At 66.3% G+C, this 17,225-nt stretch carries 23 protein-coding genes and 1 tRNA gene; 12 read left to right on the top strand and 12 right to left on the bottom strand.

Annotation, left to right across the window (positions count from 1 at the left end):
- Positions 1-25: 25 nt before the first annotated feature.
- The 3 genes from add (at position 26) to H9Q09_RS16350 (ending at position 2,358) form a co-directional block, all read left to right on the top strand.
- Positions 26-1,021 (top strand): adenosine deaminase, encoded by a 996-nt coding sequence (gene add / locus H9Q09_RS16360; protein WP_187391912.1) that lies wholly within the window; start codon positions 26-28, stop codon positions 1,019-1,021.
- A gap of 33 nt (positions 1,022-1,054) precedes the next feature.
- Complete coding sequence (upp, locus tag H9Q09_RS16355) at positions 1,055-1,684, top strand: uracil phosphoribosyltransferase (RefSeq protein WP_009208086.1); 630 nt, start codon at positions 1,055-1,057, stop codon at positions 1,682-1,684.
- Between the two features lie 137 nt (positions 1,685-1,821).
- Positions 1,822-2,358, top strand: coding sequence for a TIGR02281 family clan AA aspartic protease (locus tag H9Q09_RS16350; protein ID WP_187391911.1), 537 nt, complete (start codon positions 1,822-1,824; stop codon positions 2,356-2,358).
- Positions 2,359-2,376: 18 nt separating this feature from the next.
- On the opposite strand, the gene deoA is transcribed toward H9Q09_RS16350, so the two are convergent.
- The 8 genes from deoA to H9Q09_RS16310 are packed head-to-tail and all read right to left on the bottom strand — an operon-like array spanning position 2,377 to position 9,735.
- The gene (gene deoA / locus H9Q09_RS16345) at positions 2,377-3,696 is read right to left on the bottom strand and encodes a thymidine phosphorylase (RefSeq protein ID WP_187391910.1); all 1,320 of its coding nucleotides are present in this window, start codon (positions 3,694-3,696) and stop codon (positions 2,377-2,379) included.
- The gene (deoC, locus tag H9Q09_RS16340; protein WP_187391909.1) at positions 3,696-4,457 is read right to left on the bottom strand and encodes a deoxyribose-phosphate aldolase; all 762 of its coding nucleotides are present in this window, start codon (positions 4,455-4,457) and stop codon (positions 3,696-3,698) included. The genes deoA and deoC overlap by 1 nt, the downstream gene beginning before the upstream one ends.
- Complete coding sequence (locus H9Q09_RS16335; RefSeq protein ID WP_187391908.1) at positions 4,450-5,256, bottom strand: purine-nucleoside phosphorylase; 807 nt, start codon at positions 5,254-5,256, stop codon at positions 4,450-4,452. Before H9Q09_RS16335 ends, deoC begins: the two co-directional genes overlap by 8 nt.
- Positions 5,253-5,648 carry a cytidine deaminase gene (locus H9Q09_RS16330; protein WP_187391907.1) on the bottom strand — a complete coding sequence of 132 codons (396 nt, stop codon included), beginning with the start codon at positions 5,646-5,648 and terminating at the stop codon, positions 5,253-5,255. The genes H9Q09_RS16335 and H9Q09_RS16330 overlap by 4 nt, the downstream gene beginning before the upstream one ends.
- Before the next feature lie 2 nt (positions 5,649-5,650).
- Positions 5,651-6,619: an ABC transporter permease gene (locus H9Q09_RS16325; RefSeq protein WP_024351587.1), complete on the bottom strand. Its 969-nt coding sequence runs from the start codon at positions 6,617-6,619 to the stop codon at positions 5,651-5,653.
- Complete coding sequence (locus H9Q09_RS16320) at positions 6,619-7,761, bottom strand: ABC transporter permease (RefSeq protein WP_187391906.1); 1,143 nt, start codon at positions 7,759-7,761, stop codon at positions 6,619-6,621. Before H9Q09_RS16320 ends, H9Q09_RS16325 begins: the two co-directional genes overlap by 1 nt.
- A 7-nt stretch (positions 7,762-7,768) precedes the next feature.
- Complete coding sequence (locus H9Q09_RS16315) at positions 7,769-8,206, bottom strand: VOC family protein (RefSeq protein WP_187391905.1); 438 nt, start codon at positions 8,204-8,206, stop codon at positions 7,769-7,771.
- Positions 8,203-9,735, bottom strand: coding sequence for an ABC transporter ATP-binding protein (locus H9Q09_RS16310; RefSeq protein WP_187391904.1), 1,533 nt, complete (start codon positions 9,733-9,735; stop codon positions 8,203-8,205). The genes H9Q09_RS16315 and H9Q09_RS16310 overlap by 4 nt, the downstream gene beginning before the upstream one ends.
- A gap of 159 nt (positions 9,736-9,894) precedes the next feature.
- On the opposite strand from H9Q09_RS16310, the gene H9Q09_RS16305 reads away from it, so the two are divergent.
- A complete protein-coding gene (locus H9Q09_RS16305) occupies positions 9,895-10,347 on the top strand; it encodes a thioesterase family protein (RefSeq protein ID WP_187391903.1) in 453 nt (150 codons plus the stop codon).
- A complete protein-coding gene (locus H9Q09_RS16300) occupies positions 10,344-10,565 on the top strand; it encodes a SlyX family protein (RefSeq protein ID WP_024351583.1) in 222 nt (73 codons plus the stop codon). Before H9Q09_RS16305 ends, H9Q09_RS16300 begins: the two co-directional genes overlap by 4 nt.
- Before the next feature lie 19 nt (positions 10,566-10,584).
- Here H9Q09_RS16300 and H9Q09_RS16295 read toward each other — a convergent pair whose 3' ends face one another.
- From H9Q09_RS16295 to H9Q09_RS16280, 4 genes are all read right to left on the bottom strand, one after another.
- Positions 10,585-11,526, bottom strand: coding sequence for a nucleoside hydrolase (locus H9Q09_RS16295; protein WP_187391902.1), 942 nt, complete (start codon positions 11,524-11,526; stop codon positions 10,585-10,587).
- A gap of 144 nt (positions 11,527-11,670) precedes the next feature.
- Positions 11,671-12,666 carry a BMP family ABC transporter substrate-binding protein gene (locus H9Q09_RS16290; RefSeq protein WP_024351581.1) on the bottom strand — a complete coding sequence of 332 codons (996 nt, stop codon included), beginning with the start codon at positions 12,664-12,666 and terminating at the stop codon, positions 11,671-11,673.
- Positions 12,667-13,002: 336 nt separating this feature from the next.
- Complete coding sequence (msrA, locus tag H9Q09_RS16285; RefSeq protein ID WP_210315397.1) at positions 13,003-13,674, bottom strand: peptide-methionine (S)-S-oxide reductase MsrA; 672 nt, start codon at positions 13,672-13,674, stop codon at positions 13,003-13,005.
- 34 nt (positions 13,675-13,708) lie between these two features.
- Positions 13,709-14,002: a hypothetical protein gene (locus tag H9Q09_RS16280; protein WP_187391901.1), complete on the bottom strand. Its 294-nt coding sequence runs from the start codon at positions 14,000-14,002 to the stop codon at positions 13,709-13,711.
- 349 nt (positions 14,003-14,351) lie between these two features.
- Between H9Q09_RS16280 and H9Q09_RS16275 the strand changes: the two genes are divergently transcribed.
- The 7 genes from H9Q09_RS16275 (at position 14,352) to H9Q09_RS16250 (ending at position 17,034) form a co-directional block, all read left to right on the top strand.
- Positions 14,352-14,441: transfer RNA gene (locus tag H9Q09_RS16275), tRNA-Ser, on the top strand.
- A 227-nt stretch (positions 14,442-14,668) separates the two neighbouring features.
- Entirely contained in the window at positions 14,669-14,887 is a 219-nt protein-coding gene (locus tag H9Q09_RS16270; protein WP_187391900.1) for a hypothetical protein, read from the top strand.
- A 466-nt stretch (positions 14,888-15,353) separates the two neighbouring features.
- Positions 15,354-15,626, top strand: a complete 273-nt coding sequence (locus H9Q09_RS16265; protein ID WP_187391899.1) for a hypothetical protein — start codon at positions 15,354-15,356, stop codon at positions 15,624-15,626.
- A gap of 102 nt (positions 15,627-15,728) precedes the next feature.
- The gene (locus H9Q09_RS16260) at positions 15,729-15,992 is read left to right on the top strand and encodes a pyocin activator PrtN family protein (protein WP_187391898.1); all 264 of its coding nucleotides are present in this window, start codon (positions 15,729-15,731) and stop codon (positions 15,990-15,992) included.
- 176 nt (positions 15,993-16,168) lie between these two features.
- A complete protein-coding gene (locus H9Q09_RS22365; RefSeq protein WP_210315396.1) occupies positions 16,169-16,369 on the top strand; it encodes a hypothetical protein in 201 nt (66 codons plus the stop codon).
- Between the two features lie 96 nt (positions 16,370-16,465).
- Entirely contained in the window at positions 16,466-16,831 is a 366-nt protein-coding gene (locus H9Q09_RS16255) for a DUF1622 domain-containing protein (protein ID WP_187391897.1), read from the top strand.
- Between the two features lie 5 nt (positions 16,832-16,836).
- Positions 16,837-17,034 carry a hypothetical protein gene (locus tag H9Q09_RS16250; RefSeq protein WP_187391896.1) on the top strand — a complete coding sequence of 66 codons (198 nt, stop codon included), beginning with the start codon at positions 16,837-16,839 and terminating at the stop codon, positions 17,032-17,034.
- The last annotated feature ends 191 nt before the right edge of the window (positions 17,035-17,225 follow it).

The raw sequence follows: 17,225 nt of genomic DNA, 5'->3' as shown, positions 1-17,225 counted from the left end.
CGCAAGGTCCGGCGGCGCCGTCCCCATGGCCGAACTTCACTGCCATATCGAGGGCGCAGCCCGCCCGGCACTGGTGCTGGAACTGGCCGAACGCCACGGCATCGATATCGGCGGCATCGTTCGCGACGGCGCCTATGTCTGGCACGACTTCACCAGCTTCCTCGCAGCCTATGATCGCGCCTCGCTGGTGTTCCGCGACGCCGCCGACTATTGCCGCCTCGCCGAGGACCATCTCACCGGCCTTGCCCGCGCCGGCGCGGTCTATGCCGAATTCTTCATCTCGCCCGACCACGCGGCATCAGCCGGCGTGCCGGGCGATGCCTATCTGGGTGGTCTCGCCGAAGGTATCCGCCGCGCCAAGACCGCGACCGGCATCGAGGCGCGGATGATCGCTATCGGCGTCCGTCATCTCGGCGCCGACCGTGTCGAGGCCGCCGCACGCTTTGCCGCGACCCATGCGGTGCGCGAACCGCTCCTGACCGGCTTCGGCCTTGCCGGCGACGAGCGGATCGGCACGCCCCGGGACTTCGCCTACGCCTTCGACATCGCCCGCGATGCCGGGCTCGGCCTGACCGCCCATGCCGGCGAATTCGATGGCGCGGAGAACGTTCGTGAGACGGTCGAGATTCTACAAACGAGCCGCATCGGCCATGGCGTGCGCGCGGTCGAGGTGCCGGACGTGGTGCGGATGCTGGCCGACAAGGGCATCGTCCTTGAAATCTGCCCCCACTCCAACCTCGCGCTCGGCGTCTATCGGGACGCGGCGTCGCATCCGCTGCGCCGGCTGGTGGGGGCCGGCTGCCGGGTGACGCTGAACTCCGACGATCCGCCCTTTTTCGCCACCGATCTTGCGGCCGAATACGCCTTTGCCGCCTCTGCCGGCTTCGGTCCGGGCGACCGTCTCGGCTTCACCCGCAACGCCATCGAGGCCGCCTTCGTCGACGAGGCGACCCGGCAGCGTCTCCTCCAGCAGCTCGTTGTCTCGGCGATCGCCCTTGGCGCGCCGTCATCGTCCGGTTAAGCAGAAGCCAAATCAGCCAGAAAGCGAGGCCCCATGGACGGCGTCACCGTGATCGACCACCCGCTGGTCCAGCACAAGCTCACCATCATGCGCAACAAGGAGACCTCGACGGCGAGCTTCCGCCGGCTTTTGCGCGAGATCTCCACGCTCCTCTGCTACGAGGTCACGCGCAATCTCGACCTGACGACGATCCGGATCGAGACGCCGATGGAGGCGATGGATTCGCCCGTGCTGGAAGGCAAGAAGCTGGTCTTCGCCTCGATCCTGCGGGCCGGCAACGGCCTTCTGGAGGGCATGCTCGACCTCGTGCCGGCCGCGCGCGTCGCCCATATCGGGCTCTACCGCGACCACGAGACGCTGCAGCCGGTCGAATATTACTTCAAGGCGCCCGAGGATCTGGAAAACCGCCTCGTCATCGTCGTCGACCCGATGCTGGCAACGGCCAATTCGGCCATTGCGGCGATCGAGAAGCTGAAGGAGCGCGGCGCGAAGAACATCCGCTTCCTCTGCCTGCTGGCGGCCCCGGAAGGCATCGAGCGGTTCCGCACGGCCCATCCGGATGTCCCGGTCTTCACCGCTTCGATCGACCGGCATCTCAACGACAAGGGTTACATCGTGCCCGGCCTCGGCGACGCCGGCGACCGGATGTACGGTACCAAATAGCCGCCATGGCAGGCCGGTCTTAACCGATCGGTAACCGCGCCGGGCGATGGCCGCCCGGCATCGCCGGCTTTTCGCCTCCGGTTAACCCCGCTGCGCCCACACTGTCCGACCTAAGTCGCAACGGGTCGGACCGCCGGATGCAGAACTTCGTCATTGTCCTTGCCGTGACCTCGCTGGTCGCGCTGGCCGTGCCCTCGGCCTTCGAGCACTACCGCGCCGGCATGCTGTCCGGCCAGGTGGAGACCGTCGAACGCGCCCCCGAGGTCATCGATGCGGCGGTGGAACGTCCCGCGAGCCTGTCCGGCCGTGTCGCACGGCTCTCCGCCGATGCCAGCGGCCATTTCCGGACCGATACCCGGATGAACGGCCGCTCCGTGCCGGTCCTCGTGGATACCGGCGCAACCTACGTTTCCATCAACGACACCACCGCCCGCCGCCTCGGCGTCGCCCCGCAGCTCGACGAATATCGCTACACGGTGCAGACGGCGAATGGCGAGACCACGGCCGCCCTCGTCACGGTCGCGCGGATGCAGCTCGGCCCGATCGAGCTGCGCGACGTCGACACGCTCGTCACCCGCGACGGCACCCTGCCCGTCGCCCTCCTCGGCATGAGCTTTCTCGGTCGCCTGTCGAAATTCGAGATCGCGAGCGATCAGCTGACGCTGAAGCAATAAGACCCCGGCCCGAGGCGCTCAGCCGATGCGGTCGATGACCGCCGGGCGTGAGCCGTCCGGCTCTGCATCGCCGAAGCTGTAGGCTGCCCGGACCGCCGCCGCTGCCGCCTCGGCCGCTGCCTCGTCCCGCGCATGGACCATCGCAATCGGATCGCCGTCGCCAAGCACCGTGCCGATGGCTGCGAGCTCCGTCAGGCCGACCGAATGGTCGACTGCATCCTGCGGCCGCGTGCGTCCACCGCCGAGGCCGACGACACAAAGGCCGAGCTGCCGCGCATCGACGGCCGTGACGGTTCCCGGCCCGGTCGCCGCAATCGGTCGGACAACGGGGGCCTTGGGAAGATAGGCATCCATCCGCGCGACGAAATCGACAGGTCCGCCGAGCGCGGCCACCATCCGGCCGAAGATCTCCGCTGCGCGCCCGTCGTCGAGGGCGGTGCGGGCCTTGGCCTCTCCAGCGACGAGATCCGGCGCAAGCCCGGCCAGCACCAGCATCTCCGCCGCCAGCGCCAGCGTCACCTCCTCCAGAGCCGCGTCGCGGTGCTCGCCGGTCAGGAAGTGGACGGCGTTGCGCACTTCCACCGCGTTGCCGGCGGCCGATGCCAGCGCCTGGTCCATGCGGGTCATCAGCGCCGTGGTCTTCAGCCCCGCCCCGTTGGCCACGTCGACGAGGCTCGTCGCCAGCGCGCGGGAGTCCGCCTCGCTGGCCATGAAGGCGCCGGAGCCGCATTTGACGTCGAGCACCAGGCCTTCGAGCCCGCCCGCGAGCTTCTTCGACAGGATCGAGGCGGTGATCAGCGGGATCGATTCCACTGTCGCCGTCACGTCCCGCACGCCGTAGAAGCGCTTGTCGGCCGGGGCGAGTTGGCCGGTCTGGCCGATGATCGCGCAGCCGACCTCGCGCACGGTCCGCCGGAACGTCGCATTGTCGGGCGTCACGGAATAGCCGGGGATCGATTCCATCTTGTCCAGCGTGCCGCCGGTATGGCCGAGACCGCGGCCCGAGATCATCGGCACGGCGGCGCCGCAGGCGGCAACGATCGGCGCCAGCATCAGCGAGACATTGTCGCCGATGCCGCCGGTCGAATGCTTGTCGACGATTGGGCGGTCGAGGCCGGACCAGTCGAGGACATCGCCGCTGTCGCGCATCGCCTCGGTCAGCGCGACGGTCTCGTTCCGCGCCATGCCCCGGAAGAAAACGGCCATGGCGAAGGCCGCGACCTGCCCCTCGGTGACGCTGCCGTCGTCGAAGCCGGCGATGAAGGCCTTGATGGCGTCCGGATCGAGGGTCTCACCGTCGCGCTTGGCGCGGATGAACTCCTGCGGCAGGACCGCCATCAGTAGCCCGCCGCGCCGCCGGCCCGCGGCTTGCGGCCGGCCACGGTGAGAAGATCGGCGAGGACGCTGGACGCGCCCAGACGGAAGCGCTCCGGCGTTGCCCAGCCGGGGCCGCAGATCGCCTCGGCGAGTTCGAGATAGCCGTTCGCGTCCTCGAAGGTCTTGATGCCGCCGGCCGGCTTGAAACCGACGTCGCGGCCGGAATCGGCGATCGCGCCGAGCAGCAGCCGGGCGGAAACGGGCGTGGCGTTCTCCGCGACCTTGCCGGTCGAGGTCTTCAGGAAGTCGGCCCCGCCATCGAGCGCCGCCTGGCAGGCCATGCGGATCGCGTCCGGGTCGCCGATCTCGCCGGTCTCCAGGATCGTCTTCAGCCGCGCCGTGCGGCAGGCCGCCTTCACCTGGCGCACCTGGTTCTCGACGAAATCCGGATCGCCCGGAATCTTCCGATAGGCGATCACCAGGTCGATCTCCTCGGCGCCATCGGCGACCGCCACGCGGGTCTCGGCGAGGGTCGCGTCCAGATCATCGCCGCCGGCCGGGAAATTCACCACCGTCGCGATGCGGATGGCCGGCGCCAGCTTTTCGCGCGCGAAGGCGACGAATTGCGGCCAGATGCAGATCGCCGCGACGGGCCCTTCCGGCGTCGCCGCCCGGTCGCAGAGCGCCGCGACATCGGCCTCGGTGCAGTCGTCGTTGAGATTGGTCAGGTCGAGGCAGGCGATCAGTTGCCGTGCGCGGGCCTGCATGTCGGCATCAGTCATCGAAGCCTCCGTTTTCCAGCATGGCGCCGAGAATCCGCGCCAGCCGTGCGCCACCCTTCGGCGCCATGTCCTTGGTCTCCGCATGGGAGAGTTCGGCGCCGGTCATGCCGGCCCCGTAATTGGTGATCACCGAGGCGGCGACGACCCTCAGGCCGAAGAACCGCGCCAGGATGGTTTCGGGCACCGTCGACATGCCGACGGCGTCGGCGCCCAGCGTGCGCGCCATGCGGATCTCGGCGGGCGTCTCGAAGGACGGGCCGGAGAACCACATGTAGACGCCGCCGAACAGCGTCTCGCCGGCGGTCTCGGCCGCGGCGGCCAGACGCTCGCGAAGCTCGCCATCATAGGCCGCCGTCATGCCGACGAAACGGGCGTCGGAGGCTTCGCCGATCAGCGGGTTTAGCCCGGAATAATTGATGTGATCCTCGATCATCATCACCGAGCCGGGCGGCATGTCCTCGCGCACGGAGCCGGCCGAATTGGTCAGGAGCAGCCGTTCGATTCCGAGGTCGGCCATCGCCGCGATCACCGGGCGCATCACCGCCGCATCGCCGGTCTCGTAATAATGGACGCGGCCGGACAGGACGAGAATGTCGCGCCCGCCGAGCCGCCCGACGACGATCTCGCCGGCATGGCCCGTCACCGCGCTCACCGGAAAGCCGGGGATCTCGGCGAAGGGAATGCGGACCGCATCCGCGATCGCATCGACCAGCAGCCCCAGTCCCGAGCCCAGCACCATCGCAGCCACCGGGCGGCGGTCGCCGAGCCGGTAGCGGAGATAGTCGGCGGCCGCGCTCATGCGAGGCTCTCGGTGTCGAAGGCGCGGGGCAGGAGTTCGTCCATGGTGACGGTCTCGCGAACGCCGCCCTCGGCGTCGCACAGATGCACCTTCGTTCCCGCGTCGGCGAATTCGGCGATGCGCTGCCGGCAGCCGCCGCAGGGCGTGCACAGCGGCAGCTTCTCGGCGACCACGGCCACCTCGGCGATCCGCCCGCCGCCATCCATCACCAGATGGCCGATCGCCGTCGTCTCGGCGCACCAGCCTTCGGGAAAGCTGACGATCTCGACATTGCAGCCGGAAAAGATGCGTCCGTCCGTGGTGCGCAGGGCTGCGCCAACCGGGAATTTCGAATAGGGCGCGTGGGCGCGCCGCATCGCGGACTTCGCCAGCGCGAAGAGATCGTCCGCCATTTCTATCTTTCTTTCACATAGGGAACGCCGCCAGCCTTGGGCGGGGTGGCCTTGCCGACGAAGCCGGCCAGCAGGATCACGGTCAGGATGTAGGGCAGCGCCTGCACGAACTGCACCGAGATCTCGCCGATCAGCGGAATCTCGACGCCCTGGACGCGGATCGAGATGGCGTCGAGGAAGCCGAAGAGCAGGCAGGCCAGCATCACCGGCAGCGGCTTCCAGTTGGCGAAGATCAGCGCGGCCAAGGCGATGTAGCCCTTGCCGGCGGTCATGTCGCGGGTGAAGCCCGCCGCCTGGGCGACCGCGAGATACGTTCCCGCAAAGCCGGTGAGGATGCCGCAGATGATCACGGCGCGGTAGCGCAGCCACGTCACCGAGATGCCGGCCGTGTCGACCGCCGCCGGGTTCTCGCCGACGGCCCGCAGGCGCAGGCCGAACCGGGTGCGGAACATCACCCACCAGGTCAGCGGCACCATCAGGAAGGCGACATAGACGAGGATCGCGTGGCCGGAGAGGATGTCCGCATAGATCGGGCCGATCACCGGCACGTCGGCGATGGCGGCCGCCCCCGGCAGCTCGATGGCGCCGAAGCGGCTGTCGCCGGACAGGCTCGGCGTGCGCCCGCCCTGGGCGAACCAGGCCTGGCCGAGGATGATGGTCAGGCCGGCGGCGATGAAGTTGATGGCGACGCCCGAGACGATCTGGTTGCCGCGATAGGTGATCGAGGCAAGGCCGTGGATCAGCGAGAAGCCGGTCGCGGCGAGAACGCCGACCAAGAGCCCGAGCAGCGCCGAGCCCCAGACCGCCGCGGCCGAGGCCGAGGCGAAGGCGGCGATCAGCATCTTGCCTTCCAGCGAGATGTCGAAAATGCCGGAGCGTTCGGAATAGAGGCCCGCCAGCGCCGCGAAGAGTAGCGGCGTCGACAGCCGGATGGTCGAATCGATGACGTTGATCCAGGCGCCGGCATCCATCAGCGGGACTCCTCGACATCGGCGCCCGCCGGCTCCGCGGTGCGGAACCGCACCCATTGATAGGCCGCGCCGACGCCGGGCCGGAACATGTTCTCCATCGCTCCGGCAAACAGGATCACGAGGCCCTGGATGATGACGATCATGTCGCGCGAGATCGCCGGCATGTCGAAGGCGAGTTCCGCCCCGCCCTGGTAGAGAACGCCGAACAGGATCGCGGCAGGGATGATGCCGGCCGGGTGGCCGCGCCCCATCAGCGCGACGGCGATGCCGACGAAGCCAGCGCCGCCGGGGAAGTCGATCAGCAGCCGGTACTGGTCGCCCATCACCGGGTTCAGCGCCATCATGCCGGCGAGCCCGCCGGAGACCATCATGGTCACGGCGATCAGCCGCGTATGCGACATGCCGGCATAGCGCGCGGCGCGCGGCGAAAAGCCCAGCGTGCGGATCTCGTAGCCGAGCCGCGTGCGCCAGATCAGCACCCAGACGAAGAAGGCCGCGGCGAGCGCCACGAACAGCGAGACGTTGAGCGGGGCGCCGCCGAGATTGAAGCCGAACAGCGCGAACAACTCCTTCAGCTTCGGCAGCTGCCCGCCCGCCTCGAAGGTGCCGGTGCCCGGCGACATGGTGCCGGCGGGCTTCAGCGCGCCGACGAGGAGATAGACCATCACCGCGGCGGCGATGAAGTTGAACATGATCGTGGTGATGACGATGTGGCTGCCGCGCTTGGCCTGCAGGATCGCCGGGATGAAGGCCCAGGCCGCGCCGAAGGCGCAGGACAGGGCGACGGCCAGCGGCAGGTTCAGCCACCAGGGCAGGATGCCGCCCAGCGTCAGCGCCACCGCGGCGACGCCGAGGCCGCCGATATAGGCCTGCCCCTCCCCGCCGATATTGAACAGCCCCCCATGAAAGGCGACCGCCACGGCGAGGCCGGTGAAGATGAAGCTGGTGGCGTAATAGAGGGTGAAGCCGATGCCCTCGCCATAGCCGAAGGCGCCGCGGATCATCAGCGTCGCAGCCTCGACCGGGCTTTCGCCGACGACGAGGACGACGAGACCGGCGACGGCGAAGGCCACGACGAGATTGATCAGCGGGATCAGACCGTAGTCGATCAGCGGCGGAAGCTTGGCGTAGGGGCGGCTCATGCGGCGGTCACTCGTCGCTCGCGAGAAGGTCGAGATGACCGTCGTCGGACAGCTTGAAGAACGGATTGTGGGCATATTCCCACAGATGCCCGTCGGGATCGCGGAAATTGCCGGAGAACCCGCCCCAGAAGACCTTGGCTGGCGGCTTCACCGGCAGGGCACCGGCTGCGAGTGCCCGATCATAGGCCTCGGAGACCGCGTCGACGGAGGCGAAATTCACCGCCAGCGCCACCGATCCGGAGCCCACCGGCAATTCGCCCTCGCCGCCATCGGCGATCATCTCGTCGCGGTTCCACAGGCCGAGGACGATCGATGCGCCGACCATGAAGGCCGTCGATTCGACGCTCTGCGGCGCCTTCGTCCAGCCCAACGCCTCGTAGAAGGCCACGGCCCGCCCGACATCGGCAACGCCAAGCGTGACGAAGGAGATGCGCGCCGCGCTCATTCCGCCGCCTCCTGGCCCTCGATTCCGGCCATCAGCAGGCCGAGCTCGCCTTCGTTGGCATCGGGACTGCGCTCGCCGACGAGGCGGCCGGCGAACATGACGAGGATGCGATCCGACAGGGCACGGATCTCGTCGAGCTCGACCGAGACGAGCAGGATCGCCTTGCCGGCGTCGCGCATCTCGATGATGCGCCGGTGGATGAACTCGATCGCGCCGACATCGACGCCGCGGGTCGGCTGGCCGATCAACAGCACGTCCGGATCGCGCTCCATCTCGCGGGCCAGCACGATCTTCTGCTGGTTGCCGCCGGAAAAGTTCGAGGTCTTCAGCCGGCAGTCCGGCGGACGGATGTCATAGGCCTTGATCTTGGCCTCGGCGTCGCGGCGCATGGCGTCGCGGTCGAGCAGCGGCCCCTTGGCGAAGCGCGGATCGCCCTGGTAGCCGAGAATGGCGTTCTCGTTTTCCTCGAAGGGCAGGACGAGGCCCATATGGTGGCGGTCCTCCGGCACATGGGCGCAGCCCATGCGGCGGATCTCGGCCGGATCGACCTCCTGCGACGGGTCGATGTCGCGCCCCAGCATGGCGATGCGGCCGCTTTCGGCCCGGCGGATGCCGGCCAGCGCCTCCAGAAGTTCCGACTGGCCGTTGCCCGCAACGCCGGCGATGCCGACGATCTCGCCGGCCTTCACGTCGAAGGAGACGTCCTCGACCATGACGACGCCGCGCCGGTCGCGCACCGTCAGGCCGGTGACGCTCAGCTTCACGTCGCGCGGCGCGGCCGGCGCCTTGTCGACGGTCAGGAGCACGCGGCGTCCGACCATCAGCTCGGCAAGTTCGGCGACGTCGGTCTCGGCGGTGCGGCGCGTCGCCACCATCTCCCCCTGCCGCATCACCGAGACATTGTCGGTGATCGCCATGATCTCGCGCAGCTTGTGAGTGATCAGGATGATCGTCTTGCCCTCGTCGCGCAGCTGCCGCAGCACCGCGAAGAGGTGGTCCGCCTCGGCCGGGGTCAGGACGCCGGTGGGCTCGTCGAGGATCAGGATGTCGGCGCCGCGATACAGCGCCTTGAGAATCTCGACCCGCTGCTGGCGGCCGACGGGAAGCTCCTCGACGATGGCGTCGGGGTCGACGTCGAGCGAGTGGTCCCGCTCCAGCCGCTTCAATTCGGCCCGCACCCTGGCGATGCCGGAAAACAGCAGCGGCGACTGCTCGGCGCCGAGCATGACGTTCTCGACCACGGTGAAGTTCTCGACCAGCATGAAATGCTGGTGGACCATGCCGATGCCGGCCGCGATGGCGGCGTTCGGATCGGAGATGTCCACGGTCTTGCCGCCGACTTTGATCGTGCCGGAATCGGCCTGGTAGAAGCCGTAGATGATCGACATCAGCGTCGACTTGCCGGCGCCGTTCTCGCCGATGATGCCGTGGATCGTGCCACGTTCCACCGCCAGATTGATGCGCTTGTTGGCCCGCACCACGCCGAAGCTTTTGTCGATGTCGATCAGTTCGATCGCCGGATCGGGCATGCAGATTCTCTGGCCTGTCGTCGTTCGCCGGAGCTTAGAGAGCGGGGGCCGTGAATGCCAGTCCATAAGCGGTCCGGACCGCATCGCAGGATCGGGCGTTGCGTTGGCGGCACGCATACGGGATGAGTCGGCGAACGCGGACGACGGACGAGAGCGGCGATGCCGGACGACAGACAACAGGACAGGCCGGGGCCGGGACGACGCGAGGCCTACCGGGCCTCCGTGCCGTTGACGACGCGCTGGTCGGACAACGACATCTACGGGCACATGAACAATGTCGTGCACTACGCCCTGTTCGACAGCGCGGTGAATGGCTGGCTGATCGCCAACGGTCTCCTGGACATCCATCGCGGCGACCGGATCGGGCTCGTGGTGGAGACCGGCTGCCGCTACTTTGCCGAACTCGCCTTCCCCGACCCGGTCACGGCCGGCATAAGGGTGGGCCGGCTGGGCACCTCATCGGTGCGCTACGAGGTCGGGCTGTTTCGCGGCGAGGCCGACACCGCGGCGGCGGAAGGGTTCTTCGTCCATGTCTATGTCGACCGCCACACCCGCCGCCCGGCTCCGCTGGACGACCGGCTGCGCAACAGGCTTCTGGAGCTGACCATATGAGCGAGACCGACGACGGCAACGAGAAGCGGATCGAGGATCTGGAGATCATGGCGGCCCACCAGGCCCAGATGATCGAGGATCTGTCGGAGGAACTGCAGCGGGCCTCCGCCGCGATCGAACGGATGCAGCGCAGCCTGCGCTCGCTGGGCGACCGCTTCGAAGCGCTGGAGGACGTGGCGATGCCGCGGCCGGAAAACACCAAGCCGCCGCACTATTGAGTGGCGGCCCGGCCAGACGTCACGGCAGCCGGGCGATCCGCTCGGTCAGCAGCGCGAAATAGGCATCGGCATCGCCCGAACGCACCCAATGGGCGTTCTGCGGCCGGCCCGTGACGCCCCAATAGTCGCAGACGGTCATGCCGCGGGTCAGAAGACTGCCGGTCTCGACCTCCACATTGACCGGCCGCGCCGTGAAGATGTCGGGGCGTAAGACGAAGGCGGTCACGCAGGGATCGTGCAGCGGCGCGCCCTCCCAGCCGTATTTCTCCACGTCGAAGCGCTCGGAAAAGTTCAGCATCGCCGCGACCGCGGCGCCCGAGCTGTTGCCGAGGTCGCCGAAGCCGGCGATCCGGGCGCGCGTCGAGCGCATGAAATGGGTCACGTCGAGAGGCAGGACGGTGATCGCCGCGCCGCTGGCAAAGACGATCGCCGCTGCCTCCGGGTCGACATAGATGTTGAACTCGGCCGCTGGCGTGATGTTGCCGCCCTCGAAGCAGCCGCCGCCCATCAGGACGATGTCCTTCAACCGCGCCGCGATGTCCGGCGCCTTGGTGAAGGCGACGCCGAGATTGGTCAGCGGCCCGAGCGCCATCAGCCGGATCGTCCCGGCCGGATGGGCGCGGATCGTCTCGATCAGGAAATCGACGCCATGGCCCTCGCGCGCGGTCAGGCCTGGCTCCGGCAGGTCAGGCCCGTCGAGACCGGTCTGGCCATGCACATGCTCGGCGGTGACCAGCGGGCGCAGCATCGGCCGCTCGCAGCCGGCATGGACGGGGATCTCCGGCCGGCCGGCCAGCTCCAGCAGCTTCAGCGCGTTCTTCGTGGTCAGCGACAGCGGAATGTTGCCGGCCACGGTGACGATGCCGAGAATGTCGAGTTCGTCCGGCGAGGCGAGCGCCGTCAGGATCGCAACCGCGTCGTCCTGGCCGGGATCGGTGTCGAAGATCACTTTCTGGGTCATCGTGCCTGTCCTTCGCCGTTGTCCGCGGCCCGCCGATAGCACCGCGCGCCGGACGGCGAAAGCGTGCTCTCGGGAAGCCCCGCCACGAAAAAAGGCGCCCCGCGAACGGGACGCCTTTCGATCACACCGCGACGAAGCGCGGGATCAGTAGGGGCAGCTGGAATCGGTGCTGTAGTCGTGCACCTCGATCTTGCCGTCGATGATGTCCTGCCGCGCCTGGTCGACGGCGGCCTTCATCTCCTCGGTGATCAGATCGGCATTGTGCTCGTCGAGGGCATAGGCGACGCCATCATTCTCGAGGCCGAGCGTCACGATACCGGGCTTCCACTCGCCCTTCGCGGCGTCGTCGAAGGTCGTGTAGACCGCCGTGTCGACGCGCTTGACCATCGAGGTCAGGACATGGCCGGGAAACAGCATGTTCTGGTTGGAATCGACGCCGATGCCGTATTTGCCCGCATCGGCCGCCGCCTGCAGCACGCCGATGCCGGTGCCACCGGCAGCGTGGAAGACGACGTCCGCGCCCTGGTCCATCTGCGACTTGGTCAGCTCGCCGCCGCGCACCGGGTCGTTCCAGGCCGCGCCGGTGGTGCCGGTCATGTTCTCCAGAACCTTTGCATCCGCCTTCACCGACTTGACGCCGCCGGCATAGCCGCAGGCGAATTTCGAGATCAGCGGAATGTCCATGCCGCCGACGAAGCCGACCGTGCCGGTTTCCGACTTCATCGCCGCCAGGATGCCGACGAGGTAGGAGCCTTCCTCTTCCTTGAAGAGGATCGACTGGACGTTCGGCGCGTCGACGACGGCGTCGATGATGGCGAACTGGGTGTCGGGATATTCCTTGGCCACCGCTTCGAGCGCCGCGGCCTGGCTGAAGCCGACCGAGATGATCGGGTTTGCGCCGTCGCGGGCGAAGCGGCGCAGCGCCTGCTCGCGCTGGGCGTCGTTGGTGATCTCGAATTCGCGATATTCCGTGCCGCTGTCGGCCTTGTACTTCTCGGCGCCGTTATAGGCGGCTTCGTTGAAGGATTTGTCGAATTTGCCGCCGAGGTCGTAGAGCAGCGCCGGGGCGAAATCGGCGGCCGAGGCCGAGGAAGCCGAAAGGAGCGTGGCGGCCAGAAGTCCGGCCAGGAACTGTTTCATGTGATCCGATCCCTGTTGCAATGGGCTGGTGGCGACAGGCCCTGGGACCCGTCTGGCTCGCGGCGCCGGCACAGCCCCGCGTCTGTCCCGAAGACTGGCATGGCCGCCGCCGGAAATCACGCGGAATCAGATCACTTGGTGTACGCGCCGCCCCGAACAAATCGCCGTGCGCCGTGGAAGACGCCGACCCCGCTTAAATCCCTAGCGTCATCCTCGGGCTCGCCCCGAGGACCCATGCCAAGGCGCTGCCACCACCGCTCCGGCAACGGCCAAGCTCCCAAGGTGCGCCAAGCGGCCGGAGCGCGCCCGCACCCCGCCCTATCCTGCCGCCAGCGCCTATTGCGCTGCTTCCGTCCCGAGGCCCACCGGGCAGGACACGCCGGTGCCGCCGACGCCGCAATAGCCGCTCGGATTCTTCGCCAGATATTGCTGGTGATAGCCCTCGGCATAGTAGAACTCGCCGGCCGGGCGGATCTCGGTGGTGATCGTCCCCTTGTGGCCGGCCGCCGTCAGCGCCTCCTGATAGGCGGCCTTCGACGCCTCGGCGGCCGCGCGCTGATCCTCCGAGGTCAGGTAGATCCCCGAGCGGTACTGGGTGCCCATGTCGTTGCCCTGGCGCATGCCCTGGGTCGGGTCATGGCCCTCCCAGAAGGTCTTGAGCAGCGTCTCGTAGCTGATCCGGGCCGGATCGAAGACCACCAGCACCACCTCGTTGTGACCGGTCTGGCCGGTGCAGACTTCCTGGTAGGTCGGGTTCGGCGTCGTGCCGGCGGCATAGCCGGCGGCCGTCACCACCACGCCGGGCAACTGCCAGAACTTGCGCTCGACGCCCCAGAAGCAGCCCATTCCGAAGATCGCCGTCTCCAGCCCGTCGGCGAACGGGCCCTTCAGCGCCTCGCCATTGACGAAATGGGTCTCGGCCGTCTCGATCGGCGCATCGCGGCCCGGCAGCGCATCCTCGGCGCCCGGCAGCTTCATCTTCTTGGAAAACATGTCGAGAATATACATGGTCTGCTCCTAACTGTCGTTTCTGGCGGTCCGGTCAGCGCAGCGAAGGCCGGCGCCGGGACCATGGCTTGCGGCCGAGGACGAGGAAGACGAGGCCGGCAACGCCCGCGGTGATGGCCACGGACCAGCGGCCGATCTCGTGGGTCGCAGTGGCCAGCGTCGCGCTGTCGGTCGCCGGCGGCAGGCTGCTGCCGATCAGGGCCAGCGCCTCGGCGACGGTCAGAAGCCGCGCCGTTTCGGCCGCCAGGCTGCGGGCGATGTCGCCGACGGCGAACACCACGCAGACGCAGAGGAACAGCGTTCCGATCAGGCGCAGCAGCAATCGCATCGTCTCTCCCTCGCGTCGTTCCGTGGCCCGCTTCGCGCTTCCGGCGGCCCGGCCCCGTCATCTCGCGCCATCATGCCGACGGCCTGCGGCGAAGCAGCCGTGACGGCGAGACTAGCACATTCGAAAGGCCCACTGAGGATAGGTGGGGGCACTGCCGCGCCGGCACAATTGCCGCTGGCAGAAGGCCGCATCACGGTTTGGCGAAATCGGCTCTTGAACCGCGAAGCGTTCTGGCTATAGTCCGCGCCGTTCGAGAGGGCCGCGAACGCACTGATTTGGTGCGCTCCGGCCCGGTCGCCTTTCAGGCGTCACAGACGGCCAGACCGCCCGTTTGTAGCCTCGAACATCTGGTGAGGTGGCCGAGTGGTTGAAGGCGCACGCCTGGAACGCGTGTATACGGGAAACCGTATCGAGGGTTCGAATCCCTCTCTCACCGCCATTAGACTTCCTTAACGCTCTGGTGTTTATAGAGTTTTGGGCGATGCTAAAACGCCATCCCCACTTCCTTCCCCACTTTGGTTTTGTCCTTTAACAGCTAGGCGTTGATCGCGGGCTCGCTGGCTCGTTCCCTCCAGCGAACAAAGCCTCGCATCAGTTTCATCTTGCAAACCTCCCTGCACAGCGGCGATGCTGCCGCACAGTCTGCCATGACAGCAGGGATGCATAATGAATAACGTCACCACCCTCTCCGAACGATTCCACGCCGCCGAGATGGAACGAAAAGTCTGGTCGGGAGGGCGGATCGCTTTCAGACAGATGGGCCGACCCGATACGAATCCATTCGATCCAGAGACGCCTGAGCACGACATCTGGATGGACGGGTTCGAGCATGAAGAGATGCAGCGCCGTGACCGATGGCGTGACCTTTTAGAGGCCGCACTGTAAGACTAAGACAGGCGTCAGCCATCTCTCTCACCGTCCAGCCAAGAATGGCCTGAGCCGCTTTGATCTGCCAGCCATCAATAACCAATGCCGCGCTCCGCTCGCATTGGCGCTGCCGAAAACCATACCCTCGGCACATGCATATGGTTACAATATAACCTGTCGGTTATGCGAGCCATTGCGCGCAGCGTTAACGCTCCGCTAACTAAGTCTTTCGCTTTTTCTTGGCCCGTCGAAATTGCGCCCAGTCCGGGGCTTACTCCTCAAGGCAACCGAGAGGAGCAATGACGATGCGTGACCGACCCGTTCGCGAGCTGAAGACAGACCGTGCCCACGACGTCGTCATTTATGGCTGCTACGCTGCTGCTACGATATTTGCTTTTGCGTGCGCATACTTCATTTTCGTCCCTTGACGAGTTTGTCAGAACTCGCAGCGCGTTGCGCGTGAAGCCTGTCAGGATGCGGGGAAATGAGAGCCACCAAGCGCTTACTACAATACGCCGCCATCGGCCTTGGCGTCCTGATGCTGACCGGATGTGTTGCCGGGAGCGGCTACTACAGTGAGACCTATTCGGGGGTGATCTACGAGGAGCCGGTCTATGCCGAACCGGTGATCGTGATCGATGACCGGCCGCGCTATCGCCATCACGACTATTACCGTCATCGGGACTGGAGGCGACACCACCGCGACCGATGGGATCGTGATTATCGATATAGGGATCGCCGTTACCGGCATTACTGATCCAGGCCAAGAGGGTAGTGCACTCCCGGCTGTTTTCCGGCTGCAGGATGAGCCGAGTCCCAGCGGGGCTGCGACTGCAGCCTCAGCCACGAGGAACGTCAAATGAATACCGCTATGCTGCTTATGGCTCAGTACGACGGGCAGGCGGTCATCCCGATCAATGCCGTGTGCCGGGACTACTTCTCGCACCTGACGCCTGACAAGCTGGCCCGGAAGATCGGACGGGGCGAGATCCGCCTGCCACTTATCCGCATCGAAGACAGCCAGAAGGCTGCCAAGGGCGTGCACCTAACCGACCTCGCCGATTGGCTGGACGCGCGTCGCGCTGCCGCTCGCAGAGAATTGGCCCAGCTCATCGGAGAATGATCGCTACAGGCACACAGGAGCCGCGACGGTGCGTGGTCCGTTATCGACACCTTCACCAACTTTCCGTTAGAAGTCTGCGGTCGCAATCTGACGCGCCGGAGGTTGGCCGAAGCGGACAAGACGGCGGTCTCGCTGAATGAACGCGTTCGATTAAATCGCGATGATGAATCGTAATCATGATGATAAGCGATCGGTACAAACTTAGACGCGACGATCACAACTGTTTCAGCATCGTTGATGTCATCAACGAAGCGCCAGCGAGATTTGGGAGCCTCGATCTTTCGGAGCTGCTATCGATGGAAGCCTCCGAGATGCTCCAGTCCCTGAACCAGCTCGATCAGTTCCAGCGCCGTTTCCACGAAATCCTCGAGAACTGAGACGTGGCTGAGGCGGAAACCAGCCGCGGCCTTCATTAAACTGGAACGCGCTTTCAGGGCGGCCGTTCGTTCGGTGACCCAGGAAGGAAGAAGCTCGTGGATGAAGCGCTCGGCCTAGCCTTGCATTGGACAACCCGCGGAATTGAAGTCGCAGGCATTCTCGTCATCGTAATCGGGACGATCAGCGCGACGATTTCATTCCTGAGACAGCGACTGGCAGACGATGGCTCTGAGCCTTTCCACCAATTCCGGTCCAGTCTTGGTCGCTCCATCCTTCTGGGACTAGAGTTCCTTGTGGCGGCAGACATCATCAACACGGTTGCGATCGAGCCCACCCTGGAGAGTCTTGCCATACTAGCCGGCATCGTCCTAATCCGCACGTTCCTCAGCTTCTCCCTAGAAGTGGAGATTGAGGGGCGTTGGCCTTGGCAGAAGGACCGCCGCCCTTCGCCAGAGACGTGAACCTTATGCCGCACGACCGCTACACCATCAGGCAGAATGCCGTCGGCCAATGCAGCATAATCGACATCTTCACCGATGAGCCTGCCGCGTTCGAGCGTGTGCACCTGATTAACCTGCTCCCCCAAGAAGCCGCCGATCTGCTCGAAATCCTGAACGACGTGGATCGTCTGAAACGCCGCCTGTGGTCGATGGCCGACGACTAGCTTGGGGCTCTCATTGAATTCTGAAAGCTAAGGTAGCCGTTCATTCACTCCCCCGATCTAGCTTGCCCTAGGTGTTTGATCCCGGGTTTTGATGGTGCAGTCTTTTCGCAGGGATGGAAGGATGCGCTATGGTCCAAGTTCTTCATGGATGCGCCACGACGACAGAGGCGGTCCGTCGAGCGATACAGCAT

It is taken from the genome of Aurantimonas sp. DM33-3 (assembly GCF_014334315.1).
GTDB lineage: Bacteria > Pseudomonadota > Alphaproteobacteria > Rhizobiales > Rhizobiaceae > Aurantimonas > Aurantimonas coralicida.
Note: the sequence above shows the minus strand (reverse complement) of the source record. Positions and strands in the feature narration are given on the sequence as shown.